General features: G+C 74.8%; 20 protein-coding genes. 5 read left to right on the forward strand and 15 right to left on the reverse strand.

Translation table 11 applies throughout. The features are described 5' to 3' along the window. Window positions 1–77: 77 nt before the first annotated feature. The 3 genes from ATL51_RS19195 to ATL51_RS19205 all read right to left on the reverse strand — a co-directional run bounded on the left by ATL51_RS19195 (window position 78) and on the right by ATL51_RS19205 (window position 2428). Window positions 78–863 carry a hypothetical protein gene (locus tag ATL51_RS19195; RefSeq protein WP_100879437.1) on the reverse strand — a complete coding sequence of 262 codons (786 nt, stop codon included), beginning with the start codon at window positions 861–863 and terminating at the stop codon, window positions 78–80. A 195-nt stretch (window positions 864–1058) separates the two neighbouring features. Beyond that, window positions 1059–1931 (reverse strand): formyltetrahydrofolate deformylase, encoded by an 873-nt coding sequence (gene purU, locus ATL51_RS19200; RefSeq protein WP_073577883.1) that lies wholly within the window; start codon window positions 1929–1931, stop codon window positions 1059–1061. Further along, a complete protein-coding gene (locus ATL51_RS19205) occupies window positions 1931–2428 on the reverse strand; it encodes a DUF2505 domain-containing protein (protein ID WP_073577882.1) in 498 nt (165 codons plus the stop codon). The genes purU and ATL51_RS19205 overlap by 1 nt, the downstream gene beginning before the upstream one ends. Before the next feature lie 56 nt (window positions 2429–2484). On the opposite strand from ATL51_RS19205, the gene ATL51_RS19210 reads away from it, so the two are divergent. The 3 genes from ATL51_RS19210 to ATL51_RS19220 all read left to right on the forward strand — a co-directional run bounded on the left by ATL51_RS19210 (window position 2485) and on the right by ATL51_RS19220 (window position 5001). Continuing rightward, window positions 2485–3501: a UDP-N-acetylmuramate dehydrogenase gene (locus tag ATL51_RS19210; RefSeq protein ID WP_392567405.1), complete on the forward strand. Its 1017-nt coding sequence runs from the start codon at window positions 2485–2487 to the stop codon at window positions 3499–3501. Between the two features lie 131 nt (window positions 3502–3632). Continuing rightward, window positions 3633–4805 (forward strand): L,D-transpeptidase, encoded by a 1173-nt coding sequence (locus ATL51_RS19215; RefSeq protein WP_100879439.1) that lies wholly within the window; start codon window positions 3633–3635, stop codon window positions 4803–4805. Between the two features lie 16 nt (window positions 4806–4821). Beyond that, on the forward strand, window positions 4822–5001 hold the full coding sequence (locus ATL51_RS19220) for a hypothetical protein (RefSeq protein ID WP_100879440.1): 180 nt from the start codon (window positions 4822–4824) through the stop codon (window positions 4999–5001). On the opposite strand, the gene ATL51_RS19225 is transcribed toward ATL51_RS19220, so the two are convergent. Together ATL51_RS19225 and ATL51_RS19230 are read right to left on the reverse strand one after the other, a co-directional pair. Next, a complete protein-coding gene (locus ATL51_RS19225; RefSeq protein WP_100879441.1) occupies window positions 4998–5735 on the reverse strand; it encodes an SDR family NAD(P)-dependent oxidoreductase in 738 nt (245 codons plus the stop codon). The genes ATL51_RS19220 and ATL51_RS19225 overlap by 4 nt on opposite strands. Before the next feature lie 17 nt (window positions 5736–5752). Continuing rightward, window positions 5753–6061: a DUF2530 domain-containing protein gene (locus tag ATL51_RS19230; RefSeq protein WP_100879442.1), complete on the reverse strand. Its 309-nt coding sequence runs from the start codon at window positions 6059–6061 to the stop codon at window positions 5753–5755. Window positions 6062–6126: 65 nt separating this feature from the next. Here ATL51_RS19230 and ATL51_RS19235 point away from each other — a divergent pair, with 65 nt between their 5' ends. Next, window positions 6127–7560 carry an NCS2 family permease gene (locus tag ATL51_RS19235; protein ID WP_100879443.1) on the forward strand — a complete coding sequence of 478 codons (1434 nt, stop codon included), beginning with the start codon at window positions 6127–6129 and terminating at the stop codon, window positions 7558–7560. Window positions 7561–7720: 160 nt separating this feature from the next. Here the strand turns inward: ATL51_RS19235 and ATL51_RS19240 are convergent, their stop codons facing one another. From ATL51_RS19240 to ATL51_RS19270, 7 genes are all read right to left on the reverse strand, one after another. Beyond that, window positions 7721–8635, reverse strand: a complete 915-nt coding sequence (locus ATL51_RS19240; protein WP_100879444.1) for a glycoside hydrolase family 16 protein — start codon at window positions 8633–8635, stop codon at window positions 7721–7723. Between the two features lie 185 nt (window positions 8636–8820). Then, window positions 8821–10458 (reverse strand): glycoside hydrolase family 16 protein, encoded by a 1638-nt coding sequence (locus tag ATL51_RS19245; protein ID WP_100879445.1) that lies wholly within the window; start codon window positions 10456–10458, stop codon window positions 8821–8823. 24 nt (window positions 10459–10482) lie between these two features. Further along, window positions 10483–11049: a hypothetical protein gene (locus tag ATL51_RS19250; protein WP_100879446.1), complete on the reverse strand. Its 567-nt coding sequence runs from the start codon at window positions 11047–11049 to the stop codon at window positions 10483–10485. Window positions 11050–11053: 4 nt separating this feature from the next. Next, the gene (locus ATL51_RS19255; protein ID WP_100879447.1) at window positions 11054–12193 is read right to left on the reverse strand and encodes a lysozyme family protein; all 1140 of its coding nucleotides are present in this window, start codon (window positions 12191–12193) and stop codon (window positions 11054–11056) included. A 3-nt stretch (window positions 12194–12196) separates the two neighbouring features. After that, a complete protein-coding gene (locus tag ATL51_RS19260) occupies window positions 12197–12712 on the reverse strand; it encodes a hypothetical protein (RefSeq protein WP_100879448.1) in 516 nt (171 codons plus the stop codon). Beyond that, the gene (locus tag ATL51_RS19265; protein WP_100879449.1) at window positions 12709–13872 is read right to left on the reverse strand and encodes a hypothetical protein; all 1164 of its coding nucleotides are present in this window, start codon (window positions 13870–13872) and stop codon (window positions 12709–12711) included. Before ATL51_RS19265 ends, ATL51_RS19260 begins: the two co-directional genes overlap by 4 nt. 144 nt (window positions 13873–14016) lie before the next feature. Next, window positions 14017–15504 (reverse strand): glutamate--cysteine ligase family protein, encoded by a 1488-nt coding sequence (locus ATL51_RS19270; RefSeq protein ID WP_073577871.1) that lies wholly within the window; start codon window positions 15502–15504, stop codon window positions 14017–14019. Between the two features lie 168 nt (window positions 15505–15672). Between ATL51_RS19270 and ATL51_RS19275 the strand changes: the two genes are divergently transcribed. Then, window positions 15673–16482, forward strand: coding sequence for a TrmH family RNA methyltransferase (locus ATL51_RS19275; protein ID WP_073577870.1), 810 nt, complete (start codon window positions 15673–15675; stop codon window positions 16480–16482). Between the two features lie 87 nt (window positions 16483–16569). Here ATL51_RS19275 and sepH read toward each other — a convergent pair whose 3' ends face one another. The 3 genes from sepH to ATL51_RS19295 form a co-directional block, all read right to left on the reverse strand. Further along, complete coding sequence (sepH, locus tag ATL51_RS29100) at window positions 16570–18423, reverse strand: septation protein SepH (protein WP_208623033.1); 1854 nt, start codon at window positions 18421–18423, stop codon at window positions 16570–16572. A gap of 1027 nt (window positions 18424–19450) precedes the next feature. Further along, window positions 19451–20584 (reverse strand): phosphoserine transaminase, encoded by a 1134-nt coding sequence (gene serC, locus ATL51_RS19290; RefSeq protein ID WP_100879452.1) that lies wholly within the window; start codon window positions 20582–20584, stop codon window positions 19451–19453. Between the two features lie 63 nt (window positions 20585–20647). Continuing rightward, window positions 20648–21607 (reverse strand): GlxA family transcriptional regulator, encoded by a 960-nt coding sequence (locus ATL51_RS19295; protein ID WP_100879453.1) that lies wholly within the window; start codon window positions 21605–21607, stop codon window positions 20648–20650. Window positions 21608–21632: the final 25 nt, after the last annotated feature.

Consider the following 21632-nt stretch of genomic DNA (forward strand, 5'->3'; position numbering starts at 1 on the left):
TCGAGGGCCCGGCCCACCTCGGCGACGATCTCGTCGGGCCGTCGGTGCATGTCCGGGGCGGTGTAGCGCAGCACCCGTCACCCCGCCGCGACGAGCCGGGTGTGCCGTTGTGCGTCGGCGCGGGCCGCCTCGGGCGTCGCGAAGTGGCCGCCGCCGTCGTACTCGACGCCGAGGTGGTGGTCCGGGTAGGCCAGGTCCAGCCACAGCGCCGTGCGCCGGACGTCGTCGAGGACCGGGTGCCGGGGCACCGGCCGCGGGAGGCCACCCCGGACGAGGACCAGCCGGAGCCGGGTCTCGGGCGGGGAGCCGGCGCGCGGGTCGGCCCACACCGACGCGTCGACGACCCGCCGGACACCCCGGGCGTGGGCGTGCCGGACCGCGAGGTTCAGCAGCACGTCCGGGGCGAACGATCCGCGGGACAGCGCGTCGACGGCGACGACACCCTCGGTCGGTGACAGACGCCGCGCCAGGTCGAACGCGGTGCGGACACGCGTGGTGACCCGTACGCCGCGGACCTCGGTCACCTCGTCCGGGTGCAGGACGTCGCGACGGACGAGCACACCCTCACGGGAGCGGGCTCCGGGGTGCGCCGCGCCGACGGTCACCTCGGCCGGTGCAGCCCACGGGGCGCACGACGCGCCGAGCAGCTCGGCGGCCGAGTACCCGCTGAGCACGGCGTCCGGCCCGGCCCAGCAGTGCGCCGCGAGCGAGCGGAGCCGTAGGTCGGGGCGCAGGTCGGCCGGCGCGTAGGTGTCCGGGAGCAGCCGGCGGTAGCGGGGCCCGCGCAGGAGGTCGGGGGTGACGAGACCCGCCGCCACGGCCGCGGTCCCGCGGAACACCTCGGGCCATCCGGGGATCGTCACGTGCTGATCGTGCGCCGGCTGCCCCGGCCGTCGGACCGGATCGGCCGGACTCCGTCGCCATCGCGAACGAAGGACGTACACCGAGATGCAGCTCAGCGGGCCACGGAGATCCACAATTCCCGCTGAGATGCATCTCGGCGACATTCTGCTGCGCGCGGGCCGGGCCGGGCCGGGCCGGGCGGCAGGGCTGCGGGCTCAGCGGAAGACGACGGTCCGGTTGCCCTGGATCAGCACCCGGTCCTCCAGGTGCCACCGCAGCCCCCGGGCCAGCACCAGGCGCTCGATGTCGCGTCCCCGTCGCACCATGTCGGTCGCGGTGTCCCCGTGGTCGACGCGGGCGACGTCCTGCTCGATGATCGGGCCCGCGTCGAGGTCGGCGGTCGCGTAGTGGCAGGTCGCGCCGATCAGCTTGACCCCGCGCCGGTGGGCCTGGTGGTAGGGCCGCGCCCCGGCGAAGGACGGCAGGAAGCTGTGGTGGATGTTGATCGCCCGCCCGGCCCAGGCCTCGCACAGGTGCGCGGGCAGGACCTGCATGAAGCGGGCGAGGACGATCGCGTCGGGGGAGTCGTCGTCGACGAGCTTGCGGATCTCCTCGAACGCGGTGACCTTGCCCTGCTCGCGGGCCGGGTCGCCGGGCGCGGGGAACGGTACGTGGTGGAACGGCACCCCGTGCGCGGCGACGACCGGCTCCAGCGACGTGTGGTTGCCGATCACGCGGGTGATCTCCACCGGCAGCTCGCCCGCCCACACCCGGCCGAGGATGTCGTGCAGGCAGTGCTGGTCGCGGGTCACCAGCAGCACGGCGCGCTTGCGGACGCCGGTGTCGGAGATGCGGTGCTCACCACCCAGCTCGGCGGCGACCGGGGCGAACCGGGCGCGGAGCTCGTCGACGTCGAAGGGGACCGACGCGGCGTCGACGACCTGGCGGGTGCAGAACACCCCGGCCTCGACGTCGGCGTGGTACGCGGCCTCGGTGATCGAGGCGCCGAGGTCGGCGAGGAACGTGCTGATCCGCGCGACGATGCCGGTGCGGTCCGGGCAGGACAAGGTGATCACGTAGTGGGACATCAGGAGATCCGGGAGAGGGTGAACTGGGTCTCGGCGGCGAGCAGCTGCTCGATCTGCCCGGCGACCGCCTGCTCGATCTTCGCACCCACCAGCGGGACCTTGACCGTGACCTCGGCCCGGATCCGGACCTCGCTGCCGCCGTCGACGTCGGCGATCCGCATCACCGACCGCGCGGTGGCGGGGGTGCCGATGACCTTCACGGAGCCGGTGCCGTCGTAGACGCCCTCGCTGCCGGCCCGCCACTGCTCGCTGCGGTCGATCTGCAGGTCCCCGCCGGGTACGAACGACGACACGATCGACGGCAGGTGCTCGCCCGGGATCCCGTGCCGCAGTGTGTAGCGGACGCCGTCGGCGGTGGTCTCGTAGGCGGTCACCCCGGCCCCGGGGCCGCCGATGTGACGCAGCTGCTCCTCCAGGAGATCGCGGTCGACCATCGCCGCGTAGACCTTCGAGGCCGGATGCGCGGACGTTGCGCGGTAGTCGATCGAGCGCGGCATGGGCGAAGGCTACCGTTGCGGTCGTGAGTTCCCCCGCTCCGACAACGGTCGACCCGATGCTCAGTGCGCACACCACACTGCGCCTCGGCGGACCGGCCTCCCGCATCGTGCGCGCCGAGGGCGCGGCCGAGGTGGTCGACGCCGTCGCCGCGGCCGACCGGGCCGGGGAACGGGTCCTGCTGGTGGGCGGCGGGTCGAACCTCGTCGTCGCCGACGCCGGGTTCGACGGGACCGCCGTGCTGCTGGCGGGGCGCGGGATCGGCCACGAGCGCGACGGCGACCGGGTGCTGCTGACCGTCGAGGCCGGTGAGGACTGGGACGACGTCGTCGCCGCGACCGTCGCCGACGGGCTCGGCGGGCTGGAGTGCCTGTCCGGTATCCCCGGGCGGACCGGCGCGACCCCGGTGCAGAACGTGGGCGCCTACGGCGTCGAGGTCGCCGACCTGCTCGTCGACGTCGACCTCTACGACCGGCGCACCGGCACCGTCCGCGAGCACGTGCCCGCCTCCGAACTGGGGCTCGCCTACCGCACGAGCGTCCTCAAGGGCAGCGACGACGCGATCGTCCTGCGGGTGCGCTTCGCGCTGCACGCCGACGGCCGCTCCGCCCCGATCCGCTACGGCGAGCTCGCCCGCACCCTCGGCGTCGACCCGGAGACGCGGACCGATCCGGCCGCCGTCCGTGAGGCGGTGCTCGGGCTGCGCCGTGGCAAGGGCATGGTCCTCGACGCCGAGGACCACGACACCTGGTCGGCCGGCTCGTTCTTCACCAACCCGATCCTGCCCACGGACCGGGCGCCGCAGGTCGACGGCCTGGCCGCGTGGCCCGCGGGAGAGGGCCGGGTCAAGCTGAGCGCCGCCGGGCTGATCCAGAACGCCGGGTTCGGCCGCGGGCACGCCGGCCCCGGCGGCCGGGTGTCGCTGTCGACGCGGCACGTCCTGGCCCTCACCCACCGCGGCGGGGGGACGACGGCCGACCTGCTGGCCCTGGCCCGTGAGGTGCAGGGCGGCGTCGCCGAGCGGTTCGGCGTCACCCTGCGTCCCGAGCCGGTGCTGGTGAACTGCGCCGTCTGACACCCTCTGTGTCCGAGCGTCCGGTTCGCGTTGCGCCGCACGGGGGAGCACCGTCCTCCTGCTGATCACGCGTACCGGTCCCGGCGTACCGTCGGTGCACAACGCAGGAGATCGAGTACGCGGGGGAACGGTTGCGACGGGTTCTGATCGTCGTGGTGGCGCTGATCGGCGCGCTGGGCGTCGTCGGGGCGGTGGCCCTCGCGGCCCCGCCGCAGGGCCCGGCGGTGCCGCAGGCCGCCCCGGCCCCGGCCGGACCACAGGTGAGCTACCAGCCGGCCGCCTCGGCGTCGTCGGCGAACCCGGCACAGCCGGTCTCGGTCCGCGCGGCGGGCGGCACGCTGGACGGGGTGTCGCTGACCGGCCCGGACGGCGACGCCGTCGACGGCGCGCTGTCCCCGGACCACACCACCTGGACCAGCAGCGGTGATCTGGATTTCGCGACCACCTACACCTGGCACGGGCGCGCCGTCGCCCCGGACGGCACGGCGACCCCCGTGCAGGGCACCGTCGCGACGCTGGAACCCGCCCACACCGTGCGCGGCACCCTGAACATCGGCGACGACCGCACCGTCGGCATCGCCGCGCCGATCGAGATCCAGTTCGACCGGCACGTCGAGGACCGCGCCGCGATCGAGAAGGTCCTGAAGGTCACGACCTCGAAGGAGGTCGAGGGCGCGTGGGGCTGGCTGCCCGACGAGAACGGCGGCTCGCGCGTGCACTGGCGGCCGAAGGAGTACTGGCCGTCGGGCACGAAGGTGACCGTGGACGCGCCGCTCAAGGGCGTCGACTACGGCGGCGGCAGCTACGGCGCCGAGGACCTGACCACGTCGTTCGCGATCGGCCGCGCCCAGATCGTCGAGGCCGACGCCCGATCGTTCCGGATGATCGTGATCCGCAACGGCAAGCAGATCGCGGACTACCCGGCGTCCTACGGCCTGGCCGACGACCCGAACCGCAACACGCGCTCGGGCATCCACGTCGTCACCGAGAAGTTCACCGACAAGCGGATGGTCTCGCAGCAGTACGGCTACGACGTCGTCGAGAAGTGGGCCGTCCGGATGAGCAACAACGGCGAGTTCATCCACGCCAACCCGGTGTCGGCCGCCGCGCAGGGGGCCGCGAACGTCACCCACGGCTGCGTGAACCTGTCGATCGAGAACGCCAAGGCGTACTACGACACCGTGCTCTACGGCGACCCGGTCGAGGTCACCGGCACCCCCGTGCAGCTCTCCGCCCGCGACGGCGACCTGTGGGACTGGACGCTGTCCTGGGAGAAGTGGAAGGGGTTGTCGGCGCTGTCCTAGCGGGTACCCGCCCGCCATGAGCGTTCCCGACGACCGCGCCGCCAGCCGTGCCACCCCGCTCCCGGAGGAGGAGGGCACCGAGCCCGGTGCCGAGCAGATCCTGCGCGAGTCCGAGGAGCGGATCGCCGGCGCCGCCCGGAGCGAGCGCCCCGGTGACGACGCCGACCAGAACCGCCGGTCGGAGGAGACCCTCTAGCGCCGGTGCCGCCGCGTGCCCGACGCCTGGTCGCGCGGCTTGAGCACGATCTGGTCCAGGTTGACGTGCGACGGCCGGGTCGCGGCGAAGACGATCGTGTCGGCGACGTCGTCGGCGGTCAGCGGGGTCAGGCCCTCGTAGACCTTCGCCGCCTTCTCGGCGTCACCCAGCCGCACCTCGGAGAACTCGGTCTCCACCATGCCGGGGCAGATCTCGGTGATCCGGATCGGCTCGCCGAGCAGCTCCCCGCGCAGGGTGCGGTGCAGCATCGCCTGGGCGTGCTTGGCACCGGTGTAGCCGGCGCCGTTGTCGTAGAAGTCCAGCGCGGCGATCGAGGTCACCGTGACGATGTGCCCGTCGCCCGACGCCCGCAGCTTCGGCAGGAACGCCTGCGTCAGACGCAGCGTGCCGGCGACGTTGGTCTCCCACATCCAGCGCCAGTCGTCCTCGTCGGCGTCGGCGACGGGCTCCAGGCCCTTCGCGCCGCCGGCGTTGTTGACCAGCAGCTTCGCCTCGGGCACGGCGTCGGCGAAGGCGCGCACGGACTCCCGGTCGGTGACGTCGAGGGGCAGCGCGGTGCCGTCGATCTCCTGCGCGATCTCCTCGCAGCGTTCCACCCGGCGGGCTCCCAGCACCACGTGGAAGCCCGCGGCGCCGAGGGCACGGGCGGTGGCGGCGCCGATCCCGGAGGAAGCACCGGTGACGACGGCGGTCGGACGGTCGTTCGCGGTCATGCCGGCGAGCCTATGACCTACCTCGGCTCGACGCCGCGCTGCGCCGACCGGTCCCCGCGCCGGGCGGCGGCCCGCTGCGCCGAGAACACCGCGGCGCCGAACAGGCCCACCCCGACCCCGGCGATGCAGGTCCAGAACCAGGCGCCGGCGCCGCTCGCGGGATCGAACCCGGATCCGGTGACCATCACGAACGCGGCGGCGACGCCCGCGCCGACCGCCCACAGCAGCATCCCGCCGAGGATCACCGGCGGGGACTCGTAGAAGCGCGCCGGCAACGGCGGCGGGGGCGGGGGGTCGCTCGCGCGCTCGCTGTCGTGGGCCGTCACGGGGCCGTAGCCTAAACGGTGCACGTACGGAACCCGCAGCGTTGCACCGCGTCTAGGGTGTCGCCGTGATCGAGCGCCTGTTCCGCGTGTCCGAGCGCGGCTCCACCGTCTCCCGCGAGCTGCGCGGGGGTCTCGTCACGTTCATGGCGATGGCCTACATCATCGTCCTGAACCCGCTGATCCTGGGCAGCGTCACGCCGGGCGACCCGTCGGCCAAGGCCGACGCGCTGGGCGGGATCCTCCCGGTCGCGCAGGTCGCCGCGGTGACCGCCCTGGTCGCGGGCGTGATGACCATCATCTTCGGCGTCGTCGCGAACTACCCGTTCGCGATCGCCACCGGCCTGGGGATCAACACCCTGCTGGCGGTGACCATCGCGCCGCTGATGACCTGGCCCGCGGCGATGGGCCTGGTCGTCATCAACGGCGTGATCATCGTGATCCTCGCCCTGACCGGCTTCCGGACGGCGGTGTTCAACGCCGTCCCCACCGAGCTCAAGACGGCGATCGCGGTCGGCATCGGCGCGTTCATCGCGCTGATCGGCCTGGTCGACTCCGGCTTCGTGCGCCGGCTGCCCGACGCGGCCAACACCACGGTCCCGGTCGGACTGGGCACCGGCGGCTCCATCGCCTCCTGGCCGACGTTCGTCTTCGTCGTCGGACTGATCATCGTCGGGGTGCTCGTCGCCCGCGGTGTCCGTGCGGGCATCCTCATCGGCGTCGTGGTGAACACGATCATCGCGATCGTCGTCGAGGCGATCGTCCGGGTCGGCCCGGGCGGCCCGACCAACCCCGGCGGCTGGTCGCTGGCCGTGCCCGCCATCCCGGACCGGATCGTCGGGCTGCCGGACCTGTCGCTGGTCGGGCAGGTCTCGCTCGGGGCGTTCACCCGGCTCGACATCATCACCGTCGTCCTGCTGATCTTCACCCTGGTGCTGGCGAACTTCTTCGACGCGATGGGCACGCTCACCGGCCTCGGCCGCCAGGCGGGCCTGACCGACTCCGACGACAAGCTCCCGGACGTCGGGAAGGCGCTGGTCGTCGAGGGCGCGGGCGCGGTCGCCGGTGGTGTGGGGTCGGCGTCGTCGAACACGATCTTCGTGGAGTCCGCGGCCGGCATCGCCGAGGGCGCACGGACCGGTCTGGCCAACGTGCTGACCGGTGTCCTGTTCCTGCTGGCGATGTTCTTCACGCCGCTGTACGCGATCGTCCCGGTGGAGGCCGCGGCCCCGGCACTGGTCGTCGTCGGCGCGCTGATGTTCCGCCAGATCACCTCGGTCTCGCTCGACGACCTGCGCACCGCGATCCCGGTGTTCCTGACGATCACGGTCATGCCGTTCACCTACTCGATCGCGAACGGCATCGGCGCCGGTTTCATCAGCTACGTCGCGCTCGCCGCGGCCACCGGTCGCGCGCGGCAGGTCCACCCGCTGATGTGGGTCGTGGCGGTGCTGTTCGTGGGGTACTTCGGCGTGGGACCGTTGCGGGAACTGCTCGGCTGAGAACCCGCCCTTGCGCCCGCGACGAAGGTTAGGCTAACCTCAATCTCGTCGCTTCGTGGTGGGAGCGGCGCGTCAGTTCGGGACAGGAGAAGGCCCCGGACCCCACAGGGTCCGGGGCCTCCTTCTTTCCCCAGTCACACCCGATCCGCCGCCGAGCGGGTCAGGGCGCGTAGATGCGGACCCAGTCGACCTGGAAGTCGAGCGAGTCCGGCGTGGTCGCGTCCGGCGCCGGGATCCAGTCGTCGCCGTAGGGGCCGATGTCCTGCTGCATCGCCAGGTGCATCGACCGCGGCGGGATCTGCTCCGGATCGGTGGTGCGGAAGACCTCGGCGCCGTCGATGTAGAACACGACCCGGTCGGGCAGCCACTCGACGGCGTAGGTGTGCCACTGCGTGAAGTCGCCGCGGACGGTCTTGCCGACCTGGCTGTTGTCCTCTCCGTAGTGGACGATCGTGTGCGTCTCGTCGCGCTGCGGCTTCGGGATCTCCATGAAGTTGAGCTCGCCGCCCTCGGGCCAGTCCTCGGCGTCCGGCCAGAGCAGCGCCACGTCGCCGTAGCCGACGGCGGGGTTGGTCTTCGCCCGGATCTCCCAGCGGCCGTACTGCTGGCCGCCACGCCAGGCCAGACCGGCGGACGTGCGCCCCCGGCTGGTCAGGACGAGCTCACCGTTGCGCACGGAGATGTTCTCCGCGAGGTGCCGACCGTTGCCGCCGGTGGTCTCCCCGGTGTACGGGCTCCAGCGCGTGCGGTCGAGCGCGGCGCCGTCGAACTCGTCGTGGTCGGTGAGACGCCAGCCGTTGCGCACCGCCGCCTCGGTGTCCGAGCGTGACGCGGGGTCGAGCTCGCCGACCTCGGTCGGGCGTTCCTGGTCGTGCATCCCGCCCGGCGGCGTCGCCGGGGCCGACGGTGCGGGCGTCGGGGTCGACGAGCCGGTGAGCAGCGACGGGTCGGTGGCCACGGTGACGACACCGGCCAGCACGGCCAGACCCGCCACGATGCCGACGACGGCGGGCCAGCGGCGTCGCGACGGTGCCTCGGGATCGTGCTCGGGCTCCTGCTCCGTCTGTTCCGGCACGACCCCCTCCTCACTCGTCGACGGTGGGTCGGCGGCAGCCTAGGAGGGGACGGCTGTGGGGGAGCTGAGAAGTCCGGGCCACCTCCCGCGGCGGGGCCGGTCGGGGGCTCCATGATCGACGGTTGTGGAGCGCAGGGTGCGCTTCGCGTACCTCCGTACTCCACAACCGGTGATCATGGCCGGGCTCAGCCGGTCGAGCCCGTGGTCCCCCCGCTGCCGGTGGCGCTGCCGCCGTCCGCTGCTCCACCGTTCGCTGCGCCGGCGGCGCCGCTGTCGAGGGTGTACTGGCGGACCCAGTCGACCTGCATCTGCGTCTCCTCCCCCGACCCGCCCTTGGGGAACCAGTCGAGCTGGATGCACAGGTGCATCGGCCCCGGCGGCTGCACCTTCTGCTCGGTGGTCTCGAACCACTTCTCGCCGTCGACGTAGGCGGTGATCCGGTCCGGCGTCCACTCCAGGGCCCAGTTGTGCCACTGCGTCGCGTCGATCTCGACCGAGCCCTCGACCTGGGAGTTGTCCGCGCCGTAGTGGAAGAACGCGTTGGTCTTCTGCCGCTCGGGGTCCATCATCTCCATGAAGTCGAGCTCGCCGCCCTCGGGCCAGTTCTCCGCGGTGGGCCAGAGCAGCAGCAGGGCGTTGTACGACGGGTCCCCGACCGGCGCGCGCACCCGCCCCTCCCAGCGTCCGTACTGCTGGGAGCCCTCCTTCCACGCCATGCCCGCGGTGTTGCCCCGGCTGTCGCCGGTGATCGTCAGGACGCCGTCGGCCACCGCGGCCGCGTCCGGGGTGCGACGGCCGTTGCCCGCGTGCCCGGCGCCGTCGTAGATGCTCCAGCCGTCCGTGCCGTTGTCGAACTCGTCGGCGCGGACCGGCCGGCCCCAGCCCAGCTTCGCCGCCGCGGTGGTGCCCTCGGCCGCTGTCGCACCGCCGGTGGTCGCACCGCCCGCCTCCGGGGTGCTCCCGGTGGCGGGCGCGGGATCGGCCGCGTCACCCGAGCCGGTGGGGCAGGGGGCGGGGGTGGTCCGGCCGTCGGTGCCGCCGGTGAGGAGGCCCGCGGCGGCGTCGTCGCTGGTGCCGTAGGCGGTGGCACCGGACTCGTCGGGGGCGCCGGAGGCGGTGCCGCCGCTGCCCGAGCCGCCGCTGCCCGAGCCGCTGCTGCCCGCGTCGCTGCCCGCGTCGCTGTCGCCGGGGCTGCTGTCGTCCGAACCGGAGCCTTCGGAGCCGCTGCCGCCGGAGCCGCTGCCGCCGGACCCGGTGCCCTCGGAGCCGCCGTTCCCGGAGCTGCTTCCCCCGGAGCCGCCGTCGTCCGATCCGCCGCTGCTCCCGGAGTCGTCCGACCCGCCGGCTCGGCGCCGGTCGTCGGAGTCGCCCGACCCGTCGGAGCTGTCGGAGCCGCCGGACCCGCCGTCGCGACCGTCCTCCGACCCGCCGGCCGGGTCGCCGCCGGCCCCGGTGGACCCGGACCCGGCGGCGGACCCGTCGGCCCCGGACCCGTCGGCCCCGGGCCCGCGCTCGCGATCCCCGCCGCCCGAGCTGTCGGAGCCCGATCCGGAGTCGGCGCCCGATCCGGACCCGCCGGAGCCCGTCCCGGCCCCGGCCCCGGAGGACCCGCCCGACCCGACGCACACCTCGCCGTCGGCCCCCAGCTCCAGGTCCGGACGCGGCGCACCGGCGGCGTCCTGCCCGGAGCTCACCGACGGCGTCGCGGACCCCCCGGGTTCCACCCCCACCAGCTCCCCGGCAGGGCCCAGCGCCAGGAGGACGACCGTGACCCCCTTGGCCAGCAGGGACGTGAGCAGCTGCTCGAGCTCGTCGGCGGTCATCGCCCACTCCAAGGTTCGGTCACGTCAGTCGTCCACGTCGGGGGTGTCGGTGGTGATGGGGGTATCGGCGGTGACCAGCCAGTGGCCTGCCGCGTCGAACTGCAGGACCACGCGGGTGCGCCAGCGCCGGACCTCGGGGGCCGCGCCGGGCCCGGCCGTCGTCGTGCGGACGGTCGCGACGAGCGCGGTGCGCCCGCGGGCCCAGTCGGTGGCGCCCTCGTCGAGGTCCTCGACCTCGGCGGTCCGTCCCGCGCCGGGCGGCGGCGGGTCGACGACGGGCGCTCCGGCGGCGGCCGGGCTGCCGGGCAGTGCGTACGGGGCGCCGTCGAGGGTGGTGCCCGCGGCCGTGCCGGCCCGGATGCCGTGCGCGGCGACGAGGTAGGCGCGTGCCACCGCCCCGGGCGACGACGGCCGCGTCGCCGGCACGGGTGGCTCCGCTCCGCGGACGGGACCGGGATCACCGAGGGCGTCCCGGTCGGCCGAGGTCAGCACGGCCTGCGACGGCGGTCCGGGCAGCAGCGCCGGCACCAGCAGGGCCAGGGGCACCGCGAGGACCGCGGCGAGCACGAGCAGCGGCAGGGGACGTCGCACGGGGTCACTCCGCGAAGCTGATGTGGACATGGTCGTAGTGGCCGCCGGTCGCGTCGGAGGTGTCGTAGACCCCGCCGCCGGTGTAGCGACGGCCCCAGCCGGAGCCGTCGGTGCGCACCGAGGGGTCCCAGTAGCGGCCCTGCCAGATCAGGTACTCGACCTTCAGCGGGGCCGCGTTGCGTTCCAGCCAGCGCGCGATCGCCCAGCCCTCGTCGAGGTCGGCGCCCTTCGCGAACGCCCCGGCCTTCCCGGTGAACACGTCGCAGGCCCTGCCCTTCGGATGGTCCGACCGCGGGTTCTGCAGGTGCTCGTCCCAGCAGCCGACCGTCTCGATGGTCGGGCCGAAGACCGCCCGGACCGCGTCGAGACCGTGCTTCGTCGCGCCGGTCAGGCAGCCGCCGGAGCGCACCGGATCGGGTTCGTGGCAGCCCGTCGCGCCGCCGGTCCAGGCGGGTGCCGGTGCCGACGCGGCGTCCTTCGCCGCCGGTGCCTTCGCCGGGGCGGCCTTCTGCGGCGGTGGCGGGGACGACTCGCGGTCGTCGACGGCCGTCGTGCCGGAGTAGTCCGCGACGAAGCCGTGCACCGCGTCGAGGTAGCGCCGGATCGCCGACGCGCACGCCTGCGAGCAGTCCGCCTCCCCGCCCGTCGGGACCCCTGACGCCGAGCCGGTGACCCGGCTGCACCCCGCGATGTGGCAGACCAGCATCGCGTCGAGCACCGGCACGTCCTTCGGGGTCGTCGCCAGGTACCCGGCGGCGGCGCGCAGCGTCGAGCAGAGCCACGGCACGACGACGCGCAGGTGCCCCTCCGGCTCGGTCAGCGCCGCGTCCGGCCACGGCGCGCCCCCGGCCGCGACCCAGGTCCGTTCCGAGACCTGCAGCAGCCCGGCGGCGGTGCCGGTACGCAGCTCCGGATCCCAGCCCGACTCCGCCTGCACCTGGGCGACCACCCAGGCCGGTGGCAGCTCCGGGCAGCCCTGCGAGGTCAGCTCCGTGACCAGGTCGAGGTACGGCCGCGCCGCCTCCGGCACGCGAGCCGCGTCGACGCCCGAGGTGACCGGTTCCGCGGCCGGTGCGGCCAGGACCTGCCCCGCCGCCCCCAGCAGGAGTGCGACGACGACCGGCACGATCAGCAGCGCTCGCACGGCTCACCGGACCGGCCCGGTCGGGACCGCCAGCACCCCGCGCAGGGGTCGCAGCCCACCGACGCCGGCCGGGGTGAGCGGCCGGTCGAGCCGGCCGGACGTCGTCAGCGCGGTGACGATCCGGCCGATCGCGTCGGCGTAGCGGCGGACCGCGGCCGAGGGCCCGGGCCGGGTGAGCACCCCGGCCGCATCCGACCACGGGTCGGCCGAGCGGGCCCAGCCCGGCACCGCGGGCAGCGCGACGACGGCCGCCCAGCCGGGACCTGCGGCGTCGGCGTCGATGCCGTCGGGGTCGGCGGTGCCGGGGTGCAGGACCAGGACCGGCGCGCCCGGCCCGGGTGCCGGGGCGACGAGGGCGGCGGCGGCCAGCCCGGCCACGGTGTCCCGGGTGACGACGACGTCGGGCAGCAGGTCCGGCCCGTACACCCGCCCCAGGTCACGGCCGTGCAGGGCCCGGGCGACGGTCGTCGTCCCGACCCCGCCGGCCAGACCCCCGACGACCGGGACCCGCCCGCTCACCGCGCACCGCCCCGGGCGAGGTCGACCGGCGACGGTCGCCGGGGCGGCTCGGCCTCGGGCCCCGCGTCGACGACGAGCCCGTCGCCGGTGAGGACCACGCCCACCTCCAGCCGGACCCATCGCGCGGCCAGCCCGCGCCAGCCGCGGGCGGCCGGGGCCGGGGCACCGGCGGGTGCCCCGATCGGGTCGTCGGGTTCGGGTTCCGGCGCGGCCGCCCCGCGGGCGTCGACGCGGCGGTAGGGCACGACCCGCACCCGGACGTCGACGACGGCGCGGTCGCCGTCGGTGCTGACGCGGCCCGGCAGCACGAGGTCGGCCCGCTGGCGTCCGGTCCCGGTCCAACCGAGCAGCCCGTCGGCCGCGGTCGTGGGCAGGTAGGCGGAGAGGGCGCGGCCGCGGCGGGCGACGTCGTCCTCGTCCCAGGACAGCAGGTCCGCGGCGAAGGCCCCGGCCAGTGCGGACGCCTCGGCGGGGTCGACGATCGGCGAGGGGGGCCCGACCGGCGCTCCGGACGAGCGGGCGGCCGGACCGTGATCGGACAGAGCCGGGCCGGACGGCGCCTGTGTGGTGGGCGCCGATCCGGAGGACGCCGGGCCGGAGGGCACAGCGGGTGTCGCCCGTCCGGACGGCGCTGCGGAGCCGGACGGGTCCGGGTCAGCGGGTGCCGGACCGGACGCAGCGGCCGCGGTGTCGGACACGGCCGGCGGCACACCGGTATCCGCGCCGCCGTGGGTGCCGTCGGCCCGCGTCGTCGCGGCAGGCGCCCACGCCGCCCAGGCCGCGGCGACCTCGTCGGAGACGGGGGCGGTGGCGGGGGCCGGGTCGGCGGCAGGGGGCGGCCCGGCCGGCGGCACCGGCGGGAAGCCGAAGGGATCGGTGACCGGCTCCGGCTCCGCGACCGGTTCCTGTGGCGGCCGCCGCGGCGTCCAGACCGCCGGCCGCGCCGCCGCGGTCGCGGGGCCCTCCGCCACCGGAGCCACGGGCGTCCCACGGGACGACGGAGCCGGGGCGGCCTCCCGGGCCCGGGGCGCGGCGGGCCGCGGAGCCGGGTCGGGCGCCGGGTCGTCGAGCCAGGGGTCGGGGCCGCCGTCGAGGGGGCGCTCGTCGCGGGCGGTGCGGCCGAACAGCCGGAACGGGGACATCGTCGTCGCCCGGGTCATCGACGCCGGTCGGGGTGGTGCTGGATGGACATGTCCCTCCGTCCCGTACGCGCACCCGGGGCGGGTGTGCGGAGAGGGACGGTAGGAACGTGCGGGCGGTGAGCGGGCCCGGTCGCGGAGAATGCTTCGCGATGGCGAAGCCGATCAGCCGGGGATCTCCCAGGTGTGGACGGGCTGGTTGGCGGTCGAGTGCGCCAGGTAGCGCTCGAGCATGCCGCGCAGCGCGCTCATCCGGTCCGCGCCCCGCGCCTCCAGCGCGGCGACGGTGTCGATCTGCCACGACGACCCGGTCTGACGCGTGACGCAGCGCCGCTCCAGCACCGTCAGGTACCGGTCGCAGACCGCGCCGGAGACGCCCCAGCGGGCGAGACCCTCGTGGGCCAGGGGGAGCAGCTTGCGCAGGGCGAGCTCGTCGGGGAGCACCCAGCCGGTGCCGGGCCAGTACAGGGGAGCGTGCATGCCGTGCTTGGCCGCGGTCTGGAAGTTCTCCCGCGCCGCTTCGAACGACACCGACCGCCACAGCTGCTGGTCGGCCTCGACCAGGGTGCGCAGCAGGCCGTAGAAGAACAGCGCGTTGGCGACCATGTCGACGGTCGTCGGCCCCGCGGGGAGCACCCGGTTCTCGAGTCGGACGTGCGGGGTGTCGCCGGTACTGTCGTAGATCGGCCGGTTCCAGCGCCAGATCGTGCCGTTGTGCAGGGTCAGCTCGGGCAGGTCCGGAAAGCCCTTGTCGCGCATCTGCGTCGCCGGGTCCACATCGGACGTCAGCGGCATCAGCGCGGGGAAGTAGCGGGCGTTCTCGGAGAACAGGTCCAGTACCGAGTCGATCCAGCGCTCACCGAACCAGACCCGCGGACGTACCCCCTGGTTGTGGAACTCGGGGGTCCGGACGTCGCAGGACTGCTCGAACAGCGGGATCCGGGTCTCCGACCACAGCTGTGACCCGAGCAGGAACGGCGAGTTCGACCCGAGCCCCAGCTGGACACCGGCCAGGCACTGCGCGGCGTTCCAGTAGCGCCCGAAGTTGGCGGGGGACACCTGCAGGTGCAGCTGCATCGACGTGCAGGCCGCCTCGGGAATGATCGTGTCGAAGTCGGCGTTGACCCGCTCCTCCGGCGAGCAGCCGGCGATGTCGATCCGGATCGGCTCGCCCCGGGCGTTGAGCATCTGGTCGTTGAGCGCCTCGTAGCGGTCCTCGGGGGAGATCGCCTCGGCGGTCATGTGCCCCGGGTCGAGCGTCGGCAGGATCCCGATCATGACGAGCTGGGTGCGCAGGTCACCGGCCTTCGCCCCGGCGCCCGCGAGCAGGTCGAGCAGCTCGTGCTCCAGCTGGCGCCACTGGTCGCCGGGCAGCGGCCGGGGCGGCAGGTTCAGCTCGAGGTTCCAGCGGCCGAGCTCGGTCTGCCACTCGCCCGAGTTGATCGTGTCCAGCACGTCGCTCCCGTTGAGCGACGGCGCCAGCTCCGGATCCACCAGGTTGAACTCGATCTCGACGCCGGTCATCGGCTCCGTGTCGGAGAACGGGTAGCTGCTGAGCAGGTCACCGAGAGTGTCCAGACAGCGCTGCACCTTGATCCGGTACCGCTGGCGGTCGCGCCGGCTGAACGTCGTCCGGTCGACCACCTGACCCATGCGCGAACCGACCTCCATCGAACGGGGAGCGCCTTCTCACTCACACGGCGGAGGACCGTTGTCGGAGGAGGCGGCACTACACCGTGTCATATCGCCGGACCGGGCGGTACCGGCTGACCGGGCGACCAGGCGCGGCGAACGGTCCGTGACGTGGGACGATCGGGCGTCGTGGCCATACTCACCACGGTCGAGCACTCCGACGACCCCCGAATCGACGACTACCGCGACCTCACGACCGCCGATCGGCGCCCCGATCGGCCCGGTGGGCGTGGGCTGGTGATCGCGGAGGGTGTCGTCGTCGTGCGCCGGCTGCTCGACTCGCCGTATCCGGTGCGCTCCCTGCTGGGGGTCCCGCGTCGCCTCGACGAGCTCTCCGACGATCTCGCCGGCGTCGACGTCCCGGCCTACGCGACCGACGCCGACACCATGGCCCGGGCGGTCGGGTTCCACCTGAACCGGGGGGTGCTCGCCGTCGCCGACCGGGCTCCCGCGCCGTCCCTCGACGACGTCCTGGCCCGCGCCCGCACGCTGGCCGTCTGCGAGGGGGTGGGGGACCACGAGAACCTGGGGTCGTTGTTCCGCAACGCCGCCGCCCTCGGCGTCGACGCGATCCTGCTCGGCCCCGGCTGCTCGGACCCGCTGTACCGGCGCAGCGTCCGCGTCTCGATGGGGCACGTGCTCAGGGTCCCGTTCACGACCCTCGACGGCGCGTGGCCCGCCTCGGTGGACCGGCTGCGGGAGGCGGGGTTCACCGTCGCCGCCCTCACTCCCTCCGCCGACGCCGAGCCCCTCGCCTCGGCGGGCCTGTGCGGCCGGAAGGTCGCCCTGCTGCTGGGTGCGGAGGGTCCCGGTCTCACCGACGAGGCACTGGCCGCCGCCGACCGCCGGGTCCGGATCCCGATGGCGAGCGGCGTGGACTCGCTCAACGTCGCAACGGCCGCCGCCGTCGCCTTCCACGCCGTCACCGGCGGGGGCTGACCGCGGGCGGTGCGGTCCCACACCGGACCCGTGCTCCCACACGGGACCGGATCCGGTGCGGGAGGACGGAACCCCTGCGGGAACGTGTCAGCGCTGGCCGCGGACGCCGAGCAGGACCTCGTCCCACGACGGCATGACCGGCTTGCCCTTCTTCGTCCGCCGCGATCCCGCGGTGGACGGGCGACGCGGCGCCGCGCTCTCGGTGTCCTGTGCCGGAGCGGGGTCCGTCTCCTGGTCCGAGCCGTCCGACGACGACGTGCCCGGTGCCCCGGTGGTGGCCGCGGCAGCCCCGGTGGGTGCGTCGGCCCCCTCGCCGGGGGCGTCGCCCGACGCGGTCGGGGAGGCCTCGCCGTGGTCGGCGGAGGTGCTCGTGGAGCCCGCGGTGGTGCCCGCGGACGCCGCGGTGGTCGGCGCCGGGGTGGTCGACGCGGCGGTCCCGCCGTCCTGCACCGGGGCCGCCGTGGTCGAGCCCGGGGTCGGGTTCGTGGTGGTCGGTGCGGCGGCGTCCGACGCGGAGGCGGCCGTGGCTGCGTCCGACGAGGTCGTCGCCGACGACGCGGCCGGGCTCGTCGCGTCGCCCGTGGACCCGGACCCGGAGTCGGTGGCGGACGTCTCCGCACCGGACGCGGTCGTGACGCCCGCGTCCGTGGCGCCCGGGGCCGGGACGGCCGAGGCCCCTGCGTCCGTGCCAGCCCCGTGGGGGGCGGTGGAGCCGGTGCCTGCCGGCGGCGGGGTGGCCGGGTCCGCCGCGGTGTCCGAGGCCGTCGACTCCCGGCCGGTCGGGCCCGCACCGACCGGTGCCGCGGCGGCCGGGGCCGAGCCCTTCGAGGAGACGCCGTTCGAGGAGGCACCGTTCGGCGGGGTACCGGTCGAGGCGGAGCCGCTCGGGGCTGCGCCGGTCGTACCCGTGCCGACCGCCGCGGCCGTGTCGGCGCCGGGAGCGTCCGCAGTGGCGGTCGAGGCAACCGTGCCGTCGGTGTCCGTGGATTCGGCCTGCGTGGAGTCGGCCTGCGTGGAGTCGGCCTGCGTGGAGTCGGCCTGCGTGGAGTCGGCCGCAGCGGAGGAGCCGGCGTCCTCGACCTGCTCGGCGCGCTGGGGGACCACGGGCGCCGCGGCGGCCGGGGCCCGGGTGTCGTCCGGGCGGGCGCCCACGGTGCGACCGGGCGTCTCGACGCGTGTCCGGGGCGGCGGGGGGCTCGCCCGACGCTGCTCGGGCGCGATCCCGCGCCCGGCCCAGGCCTCGGGCTGCTGCCCACCGGCGGCCGCGACGGCGCGCGCCGGAGCGGCGGGCGTCGGGGCCTGGGGGGTGTGGTCCTCGTCGCGGGCCATGTCGACCACCGCGCCGAGCGGACGCAGCGGGCGTGCGGGCAGACCCTCGACGAGGTCGGAGGCGTGCTCGTCCAGCGCGACGACGGTGCCGCCGTGCGCGCCGGGCTGGAACGCCCAGTGCGCGGCGTTGTCCGAGCGGCCGGTCTGCCACGTCAGGACGACGACCCACTTGCCGTCCTCGCCCTTCCAGGAGTCCCAGCCGGCTCCGCCGTAGTCCTGTCCGCGCAGGCCGAAGGTGTGCGCGACGGTCTCACCGAGCGTGCGCGAGTCGGGTCCGTCGGTGCGCTGCGGGTGGGCACCCTGGGCCAGCTCGGCGGTCCGCGACCGTTCGAGCAGGACGGGATAGGCGAAGCGTTCGATCTTCTGGGTCGGGACGCCGGCCGCGGCTGCGACCTCGTCGACCGACGCGCCACCCCGGATTCGGGCCTGGATCTCCCGTGGGCGCAACTGGCTCTCCAACTCGATCGCGATCTGGCCGAGCCGGGTCACGTCACCCCGTGCCGCGGCCCGCAGCTGCTCGTCGGCCGGCACCGTGTAGCGCTCGCGACGCCCCGGGTCCTCGAGGACGACCGAGCCGTCCCCGGTCACCCCCACGACCCGCAACGCGCGCATCGACCTGACCTCCTGCTGTCGTCCCCGTCCGGGTGACGGTAGAGGGCGAGGGGTCCGTGCCGGGTGAGGCGCGCCGGGCGAGTTCTGCCTGGTCGACAACACCTACTCGCCCGGGGGACCGCCGAGCCGTTCTCACTCACCGTGCGCAGCGTCGCACAGGTCGTGACTCACGAGGTAATTGGGGCGATTGATACGCGTGTGACTACAACGAGTTGCTATCGATCACGCAACGACGCCGCGCCGCGACGCAACCCGGCGTGCGCGGTGCCGTGGCCACCCCCGATGCGGAACAGGACGGCCGGGACGTATCTCCCCCGGCGCGGTGTCAGGACGGGGAACGGCGCCGGGGCCGTCGTGGAGGGTGGACGCGAGGTACCTGCGGGCGCGCTCCCGTCGCGGTGACCGCCCGCCCGGTCATCCGCAGTCCGCGCGGTGATCCGCGGCCCGCGCGCGTCCGGACGCGCGCGAACGACGGAACTGCGCGCGCCATGTGGATCACCGACCGATGCGCACATCGGCGCCCGCTGCCCGCCGCCCGTAGCCCCTGCCGGCGCGGACATTCGCCACCGGCGCGGGTGGTCCCCCGCCCGCTCGGACCGTGGTCGGCTCGGACAACGGCTCGACGGCGGCGCTGGGCCGGACCATCCGGGTGGCGAGGGTGGCCGGTCCGACCGCGGACGTCAGGAGCACGAGTACGTGGAGAAGACCCTCGGCCGCCACGAACGACGCGGCGGCCCGAACCGAGCAGGCGAGAGCGATGCCGCGGACCATGGCGAAGAGCACGGTGATCCGCTCGAGGCCGGATTCGCGTCACCGGGCGCGACGGCGAGGAGCGGGAGAGCGGCCGCGGGCGGCCGGGGCGTGTCCGGGAGCAGCACCCTGGTGACGGCGGTCAGGACGGTCGGGGTGCCGACGAACACGACCGCCACGGCGAGGACCACCGCCGGGTGGGCCGACCGCAGCCGGTCGACCCACCTCGGTGGACGGTCCTCGTTCACCCGGGAGGGGATGCCCTCCCGGGACATGGTCAGGAACCCAGCCGCTCCACGACCCAGTCGACGCACGCGGTCAGCGCCGAGACGTCCGACGGCTCCACGGCCGGGAACATCCCGATCCGCAGCTGGTTGCGGCCCAGCTTCCGGTACGGCTCGGTGTCCACGATCCCGTTCGCGCGCAGCGCCTTCGCCACCGCGGTGGCGTCGACGGCGTCGTCGAAGTCGATCGTGCCGACCACCAGGCTGCGGTGCGCCGGGTCGGTGACGAACGGCGACGCGAAGCTGCTCTTGTCGGCCCAGGTGTAGAGCCGGTCGGAGGAGTCGCGGGTGCGTGCGACGCAACCGTCGAGCCCGCCCAGCGCGTTCATCCAGCGGACCTGGTCCTCGAGCAGGAACAGGGTCGCCAGCGACGGCGTGTTGTAGGTCTGGTCCTTACCGGAGTTGTCGACGGCGGTGGCCAGCGACAGGAACGGCGGGATCCAGCGGTCCGACGCGGCCAGCTCGGCGACCCGCTCCAGGGCCTTCGGGCTCATGATCGCGAGGAACAGGCCGCCGTCGGAGGCGAAGCCCTTCTGCGGGGCGAAGTAGTAGACGTCGGACTGGGTGATGTCGACCGGCAGCCCGCCGGCGCCCGAGGTGGCGTCGATCAGTACGAGCTGGTCGTCGGTGGTGCCCGCGGGCCGGTTGACGGGCACCGCGACGCCGGTCGAGGTCTCGTTGTGCGCCCACGCGATGACGTCGACCGACGGGTCGCTCACCGGCTCCGGCGCGCTGCCCGGGTCGGCCTTGACGATCACCGGGTCGGCCAGGAACGGCGCGCCGGTGGTGGTGTCGGCGAACTTCTGGGAGAACTCGCCGTAGGTCAGGTGCAGCGAGCGCTCACGGACCAGGCCGAACGCGGCCGCGTCCCAGAAGGCGGTGGAGCCGCCGTTGCCGAGGACGACCTCGTAGCCGTCCGGCAATGAGAACAGCTCGGCCAGCCCGGACCGCACCCGTCCGACGAGCTCCTTCACCGGCTTCTGCCGGTGCGAGGTGCCCATCAGGGAGTCACCGGTCGCGGCGAGGGCGGACAGCTGCTCGGGGCGCACCTTGGACGGACCGCATCCGAAGCGGCCGTCCTGCGGAAGGAGATCGCCGGGGATCTTCAGATCGGCAGGGGAGGTCACCCCACCAGTGTCGCAGCCGGACCGGCGTGACGTGCGACGAGTGCTGCGTGCCACCCTCCGGCGTCATCGGGTGACGGCGGGGGCGCGGTGCGAGCGCCGGTAGGCGAGCGGGGCCATCCCGATGTCGGCGTGCAGCCGCTGACGCAGCGCGGCGGTGGTGCCGAAGCCGGAGCGGGCCGCGACCTGCTCGACGGGGAGGTCGGTGGTCTCCAGCAGGCGTCGCACGAGGTCGAGGCGACGCGCGGACAGCCAGCGCCCCGGGCTGGTGCCGGTCTCGGCGCGGAAGCGGCGGGTGAAGGTCCGCGCGCTCATGGACGCCCGTTCCGCCAGCTCCTCGACCGCGAGCGGCCGGTCGAGGTGCTGCAACGCCCACTCGCGCACGGCGCGGGTGTCGGGGCCGCCGCCGGGGTCGGGGACGTGGGACTCCACGAACTGCGCCTGCCCGCCCTCCCGCCACGGCGCGACGACGTTGCGCCGGGCCGTCGCCGCGGCGGTCCCGGCACCGTGGTCGCGGCGCACCAGGTGCAGGCAGAGGTCGATGCCCGCGGCGACGCCCGCCGAGGTGAGGATGTCGCCGTCGTCGACGAACAGCACGTCCGGATCCACCTCGACCTGCGGGAACATCCGTCGCATGCGCCCGGCGTGGGCCCAGTGTGTGGTGGCGCGACGGCCGTCGAGCACCCCGGCGGCGGCGAGGGTGAAGGCGCCGGTGCAGATCCCGACGACGCGCGCCCCGCGCGCCACGGCCCGGCGCACCACCGCGAGCGTCGCCTCGTCGCCGACGCCGGAGCCCCGGATCGCCGGGACGACCAGCGTCCCGGCGCGCTCCAGGGCGTCGAGCCCGTGCTCGGGCAGCACCCGGTAGCCGGCGCTCGTGCGGACCGGGCCGCCGTCGACCGAGGCGACGCGCACGTCGTAGAGGGGGGTGCCGTCGGGGGTGGTCGTGGTGCCCAGGATCCGCTCGGGGATCGCCAGCTCGAACGCGATCACCCCGTCGACGGTGAGGACCCCCACCCGGTGCATGGCCGAATTCTTGCACACATCGTCT

The sequence above is a fragment of the Pseudonocardia alni genome, from assembly GCF_002813375.1.
Taxonomy (GTDB): domain Bacteria; phylum Actinomycetota; class Actinomycetes; order Mycobacteriales; family Pseudonocardiaceae; genus Pseudonocardia; species Pseudonocardia alni.